Source organism: Chitinophaga japonensis (assembly GCF_007830125.1).
Taxonomy (GTDB): Bacteria; Bacteroidota; Bacteroidia; order Chitinophagales; family Chitinophagaceae; genus Chitinophaga; species Chitinophaga japonensis.
In genome coordinates this window covers 48,933-63,558 of the sequence record NZ_VLLG01000005.1, presented here as the reverse complement: position 1 = coordinate 63,558, position 14,626 = coordinate 48,933, and the positions used below count along the sequence as shown (strand labels likewise).

6 protein-coding genes are annotated in these 14,626 nt (G+C 57.4%); 5 read left to right on the top strand and 1 reads right to left on the bottom strand.

All coding sequences use genetic code 11. From position 1 onward, the window contains the following. Positions 1-77 precede the first annotated feature (77 nt). On the top strand, positions 78-4,430 hold the full coding sequence (locus LX66_RS21550; RefSeq protein WP_158642706.1) for a Calx-beta domain-containing protein: 4,353 nt from the start codon (positions 78-80) through the stop codon (positions 4,428-4,430). A gap of 13 nt (positions 4,431-4,443) precedes the next feature. Continuing rightward, positions 4,444-5,388, top strand: coding sequence for a PorP/SprF family type IX secretion system membrane protein (locus LX66_RS21545; RefSeq protein WP_145717461.1), 945 nt, complete (start codon positions 4,444-4,446; stop codon positions 5,386-5,388). A gap of 3 nt (positions 5,389-5,391) precedes the next feature. Here the strand turns inward: LX66_RS21545 and LX66_RS28510 are convergent, their stop codons facing one another. Next, positions 5,392-5,508 (bottom strand): YdeI/OmpD-associated family protein, encoded by a 117-nt coding sequence (locus LX66_RS28510; RefSeq protein ID WP_244620482.1) that lies wholly within the window; start codon positions 5,506-5,508, stop codon positions 5,392-5,394. Positions 5,509-5,559: 51 nt separating this feature from the next. Here LX66_RS28510 and LX66_RS21535 point away from each other — a divergent pair, with 51 nt between their 5' ends. From LX66_RS21535 to LX66_RS21525, 3 genes are all read left to right on the top strand, one after another. Then, on the top strand, positions 5,560-9,579 hold the full coding sequence (locus LX66_RS21535) for a hybrid sensor histidine kinase/response regulator transcription factor (protein WP_145717457.1): 4,020 nt from the start codon (positions 5,560-5,562) through the stop codon (positions 9,577-9,579). 106 nt (positions 9,580-9,685) lie between these two features. Next, positions 9,686-12,808 (top strand): SusC/RagA family TonB-linked outer membrane protein, encoded by a 3,123-nt coding sequence (locus LX66_RS21530; RefSeq protein ID WP_145717455.1) that lies wholly within the window; start codon positions 9,686-9,688, stop codon positions 12,806-12,808. Between the two features lie 101 nt (positions 12,809-12,909). Further along, the gene (locus LX66_RS21525; protein WP_145717454.1) at positions 12,910-14,625 is read left to right on the top strand and encodes a RagB/SusD family nutrient uptake outer membrane protein; all 1,716 of its coding nucleotides are present in this window, start codon (positions 12,910-12,912) and stop codon (positions 14,623-14,625) included. The last annotated feature ends 1 nt before the right edge of the window (position 14,626 follow it).

Here is a 14,626-nt window from a genome sequence, read left to right as displayed (position 1 = left end):
CGTTGCCGTAACCGCCTGTTATGCCGTTATTTATGAGTTATTGCTACAAAATCGTACGTTGCACTATCATTGCCTGCTTGCTGGCAACCGCCGGGGCTTTTGCCGCCAGCGGTCCGGGAAAGGCCGTGAAAGTCAAAAGGGCGCAAACGGTCATGACCGGCAATCCCGTAAATGCACAGGAAAGCGGTGGCTATGGCGGCCTGGATATCCTGCTGACAGAAAGCCCCGCCACGGAGGACATCAGCATTACCTACGAAATAGGCGGCACCGCCGTACAGGGTTCGGACTATTATGCCGGCTCCCTTTCCGGCAGCACCACCATCCTCACCGGGCAAACCTCCACGCATATCCTGCTGGGGGCCATTAACGACAACCTGGTAGAAGGGGATGAAACGGTGATCATCACCATTACCGGCGCCACCGGCCTCACCAGCGGCGCCAGCTACGCCCTGGGCGACCCCTCGGAAGGCACTTTCCTCATCATCGACAACGATAACGTGATCACCGCCTACAGCACCGGCATGCAGGCGGCCGAACCGGGCAGCGATATTACCGCCAAGTTCCAGTTGCCCGGCTCCCTCACCGCACCGGAGGATATCACCATCGATTATTTTATAGATGGCGGCACCGCCACCAACGGGGTGGATTACCAGACGCCTTCCGGGCAGATTGTGCTGCCCGCAGGGTCCAACAGCGTAGTGCTGTCCATCCCCGTGATAGACGACAAGATCATTGAGGGCAACGAGACCGTAAAGATCACCCTTTCCGACGCTACTGCGCCCAGCTTTAACCTGACGCTGTCCACCAGCCGGTCTGTAAGCTCCTCCATCCTGGACGACGACTCCGAGCTGAGCATCGGCATTGCCGGCAACATTGACGGTAAGGAAAATCCCAGTAGTCCCGGCCGGTTCACCATCAGCCTGCCGGATGGCGTTACCACCGACAATATTATTACCGTGGTATATTCCATCAGCGGCACAGCTACCAACGGGATAGACTACACTACGCTTACCGGCAAGGCTTTCATCTCCAAGAACAAGGGCAGCGTGAACGTTATTATTCCCGTTACCAACGACATGGTGATAGAAGGCCTCGAGGATATCGTGATCACGCTGCTGAGCGGCAGCTCCAGCGACCTGGCCACCTTTGCCATTAACCCCACGGCCAATACCACGATCATAAATATCGAAGACGACGACAACATACCGCTCAACCGGCAGATCCATGCGCTGTTTGTGGCCGATGGCGGCGAATCCACCGGCGACGGCAGCTTTAAGCTGGCCCTGCCCGGCACCTATACCTTCAAAGAGGATATGACGGTAACCTATACCGTGAGTGGCTCCGCCGTACCGGGCACAGACTATACGGCGCTTTCCGGCTCCGCTACCCTGGTGGCCGGGCAGAACAGCGTGCTGGTTACCGTGCCCGTGCTGAACGATGCCCTGATTGAAGGGGATGAAAGCGTGGTGATCACGCCGGAGCCCGTAACCGTGGATACATTCCATTTTGCCGCAGGCGATCCCTGTACGGTCATGATCATAGATGATGATGATGACAACCTGAAAGTGGCGGTCAACGCTTATGACACTACCGGCGGCGAGCCGGGCGATACCGCCCTGTTCAGGGTAAGCCTGCCCAATGGCAATGCCGCTTCCGTACCGGTAACGGTAACCTATTCCGTGGAAGGTACCGCCATCAACGGTACCGACTATGATACGCTGACCGGTACCGTGGTGATACCGGTAGACAGCAGCGGGGTATTTATACCGGTGATCGTGAAGGATGATGAGCTGGTAGAGGGCATGGAATCCGTGAAGCTGACGCTGGAAGGCGTTACCTCCACGCTGCCCTTCAGCGTGGACGGCAGCCAGGATACAGACTCCGTGACCATTGCCGATGATGATAATATTAATATGGACATCGTGGTGGATGCCACCATTCCCAATGGCGCCGAGCCCGGCACCGTAGGCGAGTTTACCGTGAGCCTGGCCTCCGGCAAAATTACCAGTGTGCCCATTGACGTGACCTACACCAGCGCGGGCACGGCCACCAGCGGCACGGATTACACGGCGTTTCCCGGTACGGTAACGATCCCCCCCGGCAGCACCAGCGCCACGGTAATGGTGCCGGTGCTGGACGACGACCTGGTGGAAGGGGATGAAACCGTGAGCCTCACCCTCGACGGGGCCACTGCCGGCCTGCCCTTTGTGATCGGCGCGCAAAACAGCGACACGGTGACCATCAATGACGATGATGATGTGAACATGGGCATTGTGATCAGCGCCAGCGCCAACGGGGCAGAGCCCAATACCCCCGGTGAATTCACCGTGAGCCTGGCCTCCGGCAAGATCCCCCTGGTGCCCATCACCATTACCTATACCGTAGCAGGCACCGCTGCCAGCGGCGACGACTATACGGCGCTTTCCGGTACGGTGACGATCCCGGCCAACAGCAGCAGCGCCACCTTCCCGGTGCCGGTGCTGAATGATACCATCGCGGAGACCGATGAGACGGTGATCGTACAACTGACCGGGGTGACGGCCACCATGCCGTTTACCGTAGGCGCACCGGATAGGGATACCGTGATCATAGACGATGATGACACCGAACAGGTGATCATCACGGCGGCCGATCCCGATGCGGGCGAGCCGGCCAATGCAGGCCAGCTCACCATCCACATTGCTTCCGGCACGCCGGCCACCGCGGATATTACCATAGACTACGAAATTGCCGGTACCGCCACCAACGGGGTGGATTATACGAACATTGCATCCACGGCGGTGATCCCCGCCGGCAGCAGCAGTGTGACCATACCCATATCCGTGCTGGACGACGACCTGGTGGAAGGGCCGGAAAATATCCTGGTCACCCTGCAGAACCTGACTTCTGCCGTATTATATAATATAGGCACGCAGAACAATGCCGCCGTGACCATTGATGATGATGATGACGATAACATGAACATCGAAGTGATCGCCAGCAAGCCCGAGGCGGCAGAGCCGGGCGACGATCCTGCCAGGGAGGGTGAGTTCACCATCCGCCTGGCTTCTGGTAAAACCGCGGCCCAGGATATTGATGTGAGCTATGCCGTAGGCGGTTCTGCGCTGAATGGTACGGACTATGATACCATCCCTGCCCAGGCGGTGATCCCCGCCGGCAGCGGCAGCATTGCCATTCCCATCCGCGTGATAGACGATATCCGGCCGGAAGGGCTGGAAACCGTATCGCTGACCATCAATAACGTGAGCGGCGCGCTGCCCTTTACCTTCGGGCCCAACAGCAGCGCCACCGTGAATGTGCTGGATGATGATACGGTACTCACAGCCGCCTGGCTGAGCGCCCGTCACGACCGGGAATTTGTAAGCGCCGGCGATGCCATTACCTATACCATCCACATCAGCAACGGCAGCGATACGGACCAGGTGAACGTGATCGTGCGGGACCGCGTGCCGGCCTACACCGTGTTCGTATACGCGGAAGGCGGCGTAAGGCCCGATGCCAGCGGCCTCCTTACCTGGGTGATCCCGCAGATAGCCAGGGGCACCACCGTTACCCTGGAGCTGCGCGTGAACGTAGCCGACGACCTTACAGGCGCCGATACCATCTATAATACCGGCTCCGTGGATTTTGGCGACGCCCTGGGCGAACAGCCCCTGCACCCGGCCGACCCGCTGGACCCGAACGTGCCCATACTTAATTCAGGCCCCAACGACCCGGCCACCGCCATACCGGTCAACAAATCGGGCGGCTTTGTGACCTGGAAGACCGTGAAAACACAGGATAACAGCGCTACCGCCAATGCCGGCGAGGAGCTGCTGTACCGTATATACGTGCGTAACACCGGCGGCGTACTGCTGTCCTCCGTCAACATTGTGGATACCATACCGGCCAATACCGTGTATGTGAGCAATGCCACCGGCGGCATCTATGACCCCGGCACCAATACCATCAGTTGGAACAGGAGCATAGGTGTGAAAGTGAAGGACTCTGTGACCTTCCTGGTAAAAGTGGTGGACGATGTGACCGGCGTAACACGGATCGCCAACCAGGCTACCGTAAGCACGGCGGATTCCACGGCCCTGACCGGCCTCTGCGACCCCGCCAGCTCCAATTGCAGCGGCGTGGCCGACACCACCGTGATACCCGTGGACCAGGGACCCGCCCAGGGCGCGGAGCTGAGCTTCCCCAACGTGTTCACGCCTAACGGCGACGGCCTGAACGAATACTTTAAGATAACAAACGTGGAAACGTATCCCGGCTCCGAGCTGTATATCTATAACCGTTGGGGCGGGCAGGTATTTGCTGCAAAGGACTACCGCAACGACTGGAATGGCAACGGGCTGAATGAAGGCACCTACTTCTACGTACTGCGGGTAAAAATAGGAGAAGAAGAAAAACTGTATAAAGGCTGGGTGGAAATACTGAGGTAATGCAAGATCACTTATGCGTAAGATAACATACATAGGTTTATTGTTACTGGGGCTGCGGATGAGCGGTGCGGCGCAGCAGAACATACAGTTCAGCCAGTACATTTTCAATGAGCTAAGTGTGAACCCTGCCTATGCAGGCAACAAGGAAGACTGGTATGTGAATGCCGTGTACCGGCAGCAGTGGGCCGGTTTTCCCGGCGCGCCCCGTACCGGCAGCTTTTCGGTGGACGGCCTTTTCCGCGGCGACGATAACGACCGCCGCGTAGGCATTGGCCTGCAGGCCAGCATGGATGCGCTGGGGCCGCAGGGCGCTTTTTCCCTGTACGGCTCCTATGCTTACCGCATACCGATGGATTATGATGGTACCAGCCGCCTGTGCCTGGGCATTGGCCTGGGCGTAACGCAATACCGGATAGACGGCGCCACCTTTGAATACGCGGACGAGAACGACCCGGCCATACCGGTGGCTGCCGCTGCTTCCATAGCGCCGGATGCACGCTTTGGCCTGTATTATTATTCCTCCGGTTTTTACCTGGGCCTGTCCGTGATGGACCTGCTTTCTTCCTATTCCAATATGAGCTATTCCTGGAAGGGATATAAGTTTGAGACCATCAAAAAAACGCAGCATGTCTACCTTTCCGGCGGCACCATCTTTGCTTTCTCGGAGAATTTCAAGATGAAGCCTTCGCTGATGGTGAAAACGGACCTGAAAGGCCCCATCAGCATTGACTTCAACTCTTTCCTGATCGTAGCGGAGAAGTTCTGGGTGGGTGGTTCCTACCGTACTACCAACAATGCCAGCATTATGGCGGTGTTCAACGGCCCTACGTTCCGGCTGGGTTATGCCTATGATATGAATATGAGCAACCTGGCGGGTGCAGGCCCCTCGCACGAGATATCCCTGGGCATACTGTTCCCCTCCGGCAGGAATGACGATGCGGACCCGCGGTATTTCTAGCCTTTACTTTTTCATGTATTTCCAGTTCCTTACTTTGCCCTCCGCCATCCATTCAATGGCAGTGGCCAGCCTTTTGGCGCGGGTGGCTTCCGTCCGGGCTTCGGTCAGCGGGGGCGCCAATATTTATTGTCTGAATGACAATTGATTAGTACCTTTCCGGTATCCCGTTGTATGAAAAACAGCATTATTGTCTTATTTATCTGTTGGCTTACCTGTCACGCAGGCTATGCGCAATATGACCCTAGCGGCTACCTGGGCATAGGACAGGGACTTTCCAATAATTCTGTTACCTGTATACATAGGGACCAGTTGGGCTTTATGTGGTTTGGCACCTACGACGGCCTGAACCGCTTTGACGGCTACGCTTTTAAAACTTTCCGCAACCGCCTGCACGATACCGCTTCCCTGATCAACAACCGCATCGTGGTCATTGCAGAAGACTCCCTGGGTTATATATGGGTAGGCACCAAGCATGGCATCAACCGCTACGATCAACGCTCCGGCAGCTTTTTCCCCGTTTATTTCCAGCCCTGTAACAAAGGCCCCGTGCAACAGGTGACAGGGGAAATATACAGCATTGGCACAGATGCCGCCGGCACTGTTTTCATCGGCACTACGGACCAGGGGCTGCTGGTAAAGCCCCCCGGGCGGGATATCGCCCTGCAGGTGCCTTTTCATCCCGGGGAGGATTTCCGGCCCTATGCGGTGGCGGCCCTGCAGTTTGACCGCCGGGGGCGGTGCTGGCTGGTAGTGCAGGGCGCAGGGCTGTGCCGCTATGATGCGGGCGCAGGCAGGGTGCAGTTGGTGAACGACCGGCTGCGCACCGCCAACTGCATGGCCGTGGATGCGGCCGGCTTCCTGTGGGTAGGCGCGGACAACGGCGTGTTCCGGTACAATGCCCGCACCGATGCCTATGAGAGTTACAACAGCCTGGCCGGCATGGAAGGCAGCAAGGTGATCAGCCTCTGCGTGGATCATGCGCAGCAGTTGTGGATCGCTACGGATGGGGAAGGCATACACGTGCTGCCTTTGCAGGAAGGAGCGGCCCGGCACCTGAAAGCAGGGCAGGGGAAGCAGGCCCTGACCAGCAATGCCGTATACGCCGTGCATGAGGATGGGGAGCTGCGTAAATGGATAGGCACGCTGCGGGGCGGTATCAATATCATTGACGCACAGCGGACCCGTTTCAGCACTGTTTCCCACGATCCGTTGACCGCCAACAGCCTGGTGAACGACTTTACTTTTTCTTTCTGCGAGGATAACAGCGGGAACATCTGGATAGGTACGGATGGCGGCGGCATTTCCATATGGGACCGGCGGCGGGACCGCTATACGCATTACGAGCAGCACAGCGGCCAGCCGGGCGCCCTGAGCAACAACAATGTGACCAGCATCGTGAAAGATGCGCAGGGCGCTGTTTGGGTAGCTACCTACGGCGGTGGTATCAACAGGTATGACGGGGCTACGCGCACATTCAGGCACTATGCCTGCACCTACAATGGTTACACGGACCGCTTTGCATGGAAGCTGTTCCTGGACGCGGACAATGACCTCTGGGCAGGCGCCTGCATGGGCGGCCGCCTGTACCGCTATCATAAAAAGGAGGACCGTTTTGAAGCATACGATCCCGGGTTGCGGGACGTGATCACCATTGCGGCCGGCCGGCCCGGTACCTTGTGGCTGGGCACTTTCAGCAAGCTGATACAGTTGGACAAGAAAACCGGTCACTACCGCTCCTACCCGGTAGGCTACCCGGTGCGGGCGGTCTATGAAGACGCGGTGGGCCGCTGCTGGGTAGGCACGGAGGGCGGCGGGCTGCTGCAACTGGACCGCAATACCGGCGCCTTCATTACCTACAGCGAGCAGGAAGGGCTGCCTAACAACGCGGTGCTCAACATACTGGAAGATGCCGGCGGCAATTTGTGGCTAAGCACTTACAACGGGCTTGCCCGGTTCAATCCCTCCACCGGGCAGTGCAAGAATTATTATGAGTCAGACGGGCTGCAGAGCAACCAGTTCAACTATAACGCGTCCCTGCAACTGGCCTCGGGAGAAATGCTTTTTGGCGGCATCAAGGGCTTCAACATCTTTCACCCGGACAGCATTGCAGAAGGCCGGGCCTTTCCCCGGCTGCTGATCACCGGGCTGCGCATACTGAATGCGCCGGTGGCCCTGCCGCCTGCAGGCGAGGGCCTTACCTTGCCCTATGACAAGGCCATGCTGTCGCTGGACTACGTGGCGCTGGAATATTCCTCGCCCGGCAAGATCGCGTATGCCTATTACCTCGAAGGCTGGGATAATGACTGGAACCATGTGGACCGGCTGCGCACCGCCAACTATTCCCGCTTAAAGGAGGGCAGCTACCTGCTGCGGGTCAAAAGCACCAATGCAGATGGCATCTGGAGCCCGCAGGAATGCGCCCTCCGCATCACGGTGCTGCCGCCCTGGTACCGCACGTGGTGGGCCTACAGCATTTACTGCGCCCTGCTGGTGCTGGCGCTGTACGGCTACCGGCACTACCAGCGCAGGCAGGCCAGGCTGCAGTACGAAATAGAGCTGTCCCGCCTGCAGGCGGAAAAGGACCGGGAGCTGCATGAAAAAAAGCTGGCTTTCTTTACCGACATATCCCACGAGTTCAGGACCCCGCTTACCCTGATCATCAATCCCGTGAAGGAGCTGCTCTACAGCGATGGGAAGAACAGCCATCCCAAGGACCTGGCCATTGTATACCGCAATGCCCGCCGCCTTTTAAGCCTGGTGGACCAGTTGCTGCTGTTTCGCAGGGCCGACCGGGAAGACGGTATGCTCAAACCGGTGCAACTGGATATCACGGCGCTTTGCCGGGAGGTGTTCCTGTGCTTCCAGCACCAGGCGGAGCAAAAGAAGATCCGCTTTGATTTTGCATGCGGGCCGGAACCGCTCATGATCTGCGCGGACCGGGAGAAAGCGGAGATCGTGTTCTTTAACCTGCTTTCCAACGCATTTAAATATACGCCGGAAGGGGGCGCCATCTGCTTTTTCGTCGGGGAAACGGCCGCCAGCGCGGAGATCAGCATCCGGGATAGCGGCTGCGGCATACCCGCGGCAGTAGGCGACCGCCTGTTTGAGCGCTTCTACCAGGTACAGGAAAAGGAAACGCCCCTGAAGAACGGTTTTGGCATTGGACTGTACCTCGTGAAAAAGTTTGTGGACGCCCACCGGGGGGAGGTAAGCTATGAAAGCAGCCCCGGGGCCGGCACCCTGTTTACCGTGCGCCTGCCCAAAGGCGCCGCCCACCTGCAGGGCTATACGATCCTGGAGGAAGCGGCCCCGCAGCCTACGCTGCTGGAGGAACTGGTGGCGGATGAGGATGCGGACCTGCCGGAAATGCCCGGCGCAACCGCCGAAGAAACCTGGGACATGCTGATGTCGCCGCGGCCTTCCATGCTGATCGTGGACGATAACAGCCAGTTACGCCAGTACATGAAGGGCATATTCCGTTCCTCCTTTATCATTTATGAAGCGGAGGATGGAGCAACTGGCTACCAACTGGCCATGACGCATTTGCCGGACATCATCATCAGCGATGTGCTGATGGAAGGCCTGAGCGGCATTGAGCTGTGCCGGCAACTGCGGGCCAATCCTTCCCTGAGCCATATCCCCGTAGTGCTGCTGACGGCCAGCGCCTCCTCTGAAATAAAGCTGAAAGGCCTGGAGGGCGGCGCGGATGATTATATCACCAAGCCTTTTGAAAAAGACCTGTTTGTAGCGCGCATCACCAATATTATTAAAAGCCGCAACACCCTGCAGCAGTATTTCTACAATGAGATCACCCTGCATTCGGGCAAACAGAAGATCTCCGCCGAGTACAAGGAGTTCCTGGACCGCTGCATCGCCATTACGGAGCAGCACCTGGACGATCCGGGCTTTAATATAAAAATGCTGGCGCAGGAAATAGGCATCAGCCATTCCATCCTTTACAAGAAGGTAAAATCCATTTCAGGCCATTCTGTCAGTGAGTTCATCCGGTTCATCCGCCTGCGGAAAGCCGCCGAGCTCCTGATCAATACGCCCTGTAATGTAAATGAGGCCGCCTTCCGGGTGGGCTTCAGTGATGTGAAGTATTTCCGGGAGCAGTTCTGCAAGCTGTTTGAAATGAATCCCTCCGCCTATATAAAAAGGTACCGGAAAAAATTCACCAGTTATGAGTGAAATGGCCTGATCCCGCCAATCACACCCCCTTAAAAAACGATTTTCCCCCCTGTGTTTTCCCCGTATTCATGCGAATTTTAGCCCCGTTCAACCATTATCTAACGTTATGAAGTTCAACGTCCCGTCCTGTTTAAGGATATGCTGTATTGTCCTGCTATCCCTGGCCTGTTTGCCCCGCGCCCGGTCCGCGGTATTAAAGAAGCCGCCCCCGGGTGTCATTGTTACCGGCAAGGTGACAGATGAAAATGGCGCCCCGGTGGTGGGCGCCACCGTGCTGGTGGAAGGCAGCCAGCGCTCCACCTCCGCAGATGCCGATGGCAATTACCGGATCGAGGTGCCCGATGGCGGAAAGGTGCTGGTATTTTCCTGCATCGGCTACATGACCCGCAAGGTGCCTCTCAACAACCGCACTGTCATCAACCTGCAGATGCAGACCGATGAAAAAAGCCTGGGCGAAGTGGTGGTAGTGGGCTATGGCGTGCAGAAGAAAGTGACCGTTACCGGAGCCGTGGCTTCCATCAACACCAAAGAGCTGCTGCAGTCGCCCGTGGCCAATGTGAGCAACATGCTGGTAGGCCGCATGCCGGGGCTGATAGCCGTGCAGCGCAGCGGCGAGCCCGGGCAGGATGGCTCCTCTCTGAAAATAAGGGGTATCAGCACCCTGGATGCCGGCAAAGGCTCGGACCCGCTCATCATGGTGGACGGCATAGAGCGCAGCAACATGAACCAGATCGATCCGAACGAGATCGAGACTATCAACATTTTAAAGGACGCTTCCGCCACGGCCGTATATGGCGTGCGTGGCGCCAACGGCGTTATACTGATCACCACGCGCAGGGGCAAGGTAGGGCCGCCGCAGTTCAGCTTCACCAGCAATGTAGGCATGCAAAAACCTACGCAGTTGCCGGAAATGCTGAACAGCTATGACTATGCCCTGCTCAAGAACGAAGCCCTGGCCAACGATGGCAAGGCGCCTTACTTCACGGAGCGGGACCTGGAGCTGTTCCAATCCGGCGAAGATCCCATTTTCCATCCCAGCGTGGACTGGTTCAAAACCATGCTGAAGCCCCATTCCCTGCAGTCGCAGTACAATCTCAACATCAGCGGCGGCACGGAAATGACCCGCTATTTCATATCCGCCGGCTATTTTGATCAGAATGGCGCTTACCGCTACGCGGATTACCACCCGGAGTACAGCGCCAATCCCAAGTACAAGCGCTATAATTTCCGCTCCAATTTTGATTTTGATGTAACCCCCATGTTCACCGTGAAGGTAAACCTGGCGGGGCAGGTGGAAGATCAGAACTACCCGGCCAAATCGGCCGCCGATATATTCTTCGATGTATTGAAGGCCAATCCCTTCAGCAGTCCCGGTATGGTGGACGGCAAGCTGGTAACGCTGAGCGGCGCGGTAAACGGCACCAACCCGCTTACCACCATGCTCAACGCAGGCTACCAGCGCAATTTTAACAGTAATGTAAATGCCTCCGTGATACTGGGCCACAAGCTGGACTTTATTACGCCGGGTCTTTCCGCCCGCGCTACCATTGCCTATGATAGCTGGTACCGCCATACCGTAGCGCGCAGCAAGAACAATATCACCTACCTGGCCGTAAGGGACCCGGACGATTCCACGCAGGCCCTGCTGATACCGCAGGGAGAGGATGGCACACTGGGCTTCTCCGAAAGCTATGGCAAGAACCGCAAGGTGTACCAGGAGCTGGCGCTGGACTATAACCGCACTTTTGGCGCGCACACTTTCGGCGGGCTGGTATTGTACAACCAGAGCAAGGCCTACGCGCCCGGGCTTACCTACAAGGTGCCCAATGCGTACCAGGGGCTGGTGGCGCGCGTTACCTACAATTACAAGAACCGTTATATAGCGGAGTTCAACATGGGCTACAACGGCTCCGAGAACTTCCCCAAAGGAAAGCGTTTTGGCTGGTTCCCGGCCTATTCCCTGGGCTGGGTGGCCTCCGACGAGCCTTTCTTCCCGCAAAAGAGCTGGGTGTCTTTCCTGAAGATCCGCGGTTCTTACGGCGAAGTAGGCAACGATAAAATCTCCGATATCTTTAACGGCGGGCCACGCTTCCTGTACCTGCCTTCCGCTTATGCCTATGGCGGCGGCTACAACTTCGGCGAAGTAGGCTTCTCTTACCAGTGGTATGGCGGCGCTTACGAAGGCAAGCTGGGCAACCCGGACATTACCTGGGAAAAGGCCCGGAAGATGAATGCCGGCCTGGAGCTGAAACTGTTTGACAACCGCTTTTTCCTTACCGGCGATTATTTCCAGGAGAAACGGAACAATATTCTCATTAATCGTGGGGCCATACCCGGTATTATCGGGGTGAGCGAGCTGCCGGCGTATAACCTGGGCCGTGTCAGCAATAAAGGCTTTGAGCTGGAAGGCGGCTACAACGGGGAAGCCGGTGCGCTCAGCTACTGGGTAAAGGCCAACTACTCCCTGGCCCGCAACAAAGTGGTGTTTAAGGACGAAGCCCCCCGCACCTATGCCTACCAGAATGAGACCGGCAACCCGGTAGGGCAGAACTTCGGGCTGGTAGCAGAAGGCCTGTACAATACCTGGGATGAGATCAATGATCCCAAACGGCCACAGTCTTCTTTTGCACCGGGCAGCGGCAGCCAGGACGCCCTGCAGCCAGGCGACATCCGCTACCGCGATGTGAACGGCGACGGGATCATTAATAATGACGACCAGATGCCCATTGGCTATTCGCAGTTCCCGCAGGTGATCTACGGCTTCTCCCTGGGTGGCAGCATAAAGGGGCTGGATTTTTCCGTACTGTTCCAGGGGGCGGACAAAGCCTCCGTGTACCTGGACCAGATGGCGGCCTGGCCTTTTGATACCGACTGGCGCGGCGCCAACAAAACCCACCTGGAGCGCTGGAACCAGGAACGTTATGAGCAGGGCGCGCCCATTACTTTCCCGCGGCTCTCGCCCAGTCCTGCCGGCCACAACTACGTGCGTTCCAGTTTCTGGCTGAAGGACGCCAGCTACCTGCGGCTGAAGAACGCCGAGATCGGCTACACCTTTACGGACGGTTTCCTGAAGCGCCTGCGCTTGTCCAGCCTGCGCATTTACGCCAACGGCATGAACCTCCTGACCTGGTCGGAAATGAAAACCTACGACCCGGAAGCGCCGGACGGCCGCGGGCAATTCTATCCGCAGCAAAAGGTGTATAACATGGGGCTGAACCTCCAGTTCTGAGTAGTAGGAGGTAGGATGTAGGAAGTAGGAGGTAGGAATCCGCGAAGATCATCATACTTCATACTTCTTGCTTCAAAAAATCCAAGCTAAACACGTGTATTATGAAACAGGCAATTATATTATTTACCACTATCATACTGTTCTCCTGTCAGAAAGACTTCCTGGAGAAGCCGCCCTCAGTGGATGTTACGGAGGACACTATTTTTTCAAAGCTGCGGCATGCCGAAAGTTTCCTGTGGGATACTTATGGTAACTGTATCCCCTCCGGTTTCCCTACCGGCTGGAGCGCCAGCAGCAGCGGCGGCATAGTGGCCGGCGTGCTGGCGGCCGCTTGTGACGAAGGGGATATTGCGGATGACTGGCCGGGGGCCAACCGCTTCAATGCCGGGCAGTGGAACGCGAACAATAACCCGGAAGATGATTTTAACCAGCACTACAAGGCCATCCGGAAGACCAACATTTTTATAGAACGGATAGACGACGTGCCGGATGCCAGCGCCGAATACAAGGCCCAGTTGAAGGCCGAAGCGCAGTTCCTGCGGGCGCTCCGCTATTTCGATCTGCTGAAGCGCTACGGGGGCGTACCTATTGTGGATAAGCGCCTGCAGGGGGCGGACAACCTGCAGTTGCCGCGCAACACGTTCGAGGACTGCGTGAATTTTATTGTAAGCGATTGCGATGCCGCATTGCCCGCTCTCCCGGTATCTCAACTTGGTTTCCTGCGCGGCCGTGTGCACAAGGGCGCGGCCCTGGCCCTGAAAGCACGGGTACTGCTATACGCCGCCAGCCCCCTGTTCAACAGCGCCGATCCTTACGTAAGCACTACAGACTCCATTGCCAGGCTGGTAAGCTATCATAATTACAGCGCCGCCCGCTGGCAACAGGCTGCGGATGCCGCCAAAGCCGTACTGGACTGGGCGCCGGCCGGCAGTTGCCGCCTGATCACGGAATACGGGCCGGATAAGAATTACGAGTATGTATGGTCCCAGCCGGATAACGCGGAGATCATACTGGCCAATAAAAGAAATGGCTGGTGGGGCATTTACAGCGACTATTTCAACTTTACCATGCCGCCCGGCATCTATGGCGGCTGGTACGGCATATCCGTACCGCTCAACTTCGTGAAGCTGTATGAGAAGAAGACCGGCGGCCCGCAAACCTGGCCGGCTTCCGGCGATAACATCAACCAGTTGTATGCAGAGCTGGACCCCCGCTTTGCCCAGTCCATCGGGTATAACGGCGCCGTTTGGAATGACGAGGTGGGCGCCCTGCAGGTGTACATCAAGCCGGACGATAAGCCGGCCACGCATGGCGGCAACCGGGGCGGCGGCCAATGGCTGCACAAGTTCCTGCCCCGCACCGTTACCTGGGCCTCTTACGGCGCTACGCTCAACTGGCCGGTGTTCCGGCTGGCGGAATTTTACCTCAACTATGCGGAGGCGCTGAATGAAGCCCAGGGCCCCGTGGCGGAAGTGTATACCGCTATCAATGCCATCCGCGCCCGCTCCGGCATGCCCGCCTTGTCGGGCCTCAGCAAAGAGGACATGCGCACTGCCATCCGCAATGAGCGCGCCGTGGAGCTGGCCTTTGAAGAGCACCGCTACTGGGATGTGCGGCGCTGGAAAATTGCCGGGGAAGAAGGCGTCATGAAAGGAAAAATGTATGGACTGCGGTTGCGGCCCATTGCCAACAGCAGCGAATTCCATTTTGAGCAGGTGGTGTTTGAAGAAAGGATATGGGAGGATAAAATGTATCTCTATCCCTTTCCCAACACCGAGATATACAAGCAATACCTGCAGCAGAACCCCGGATGGTAGC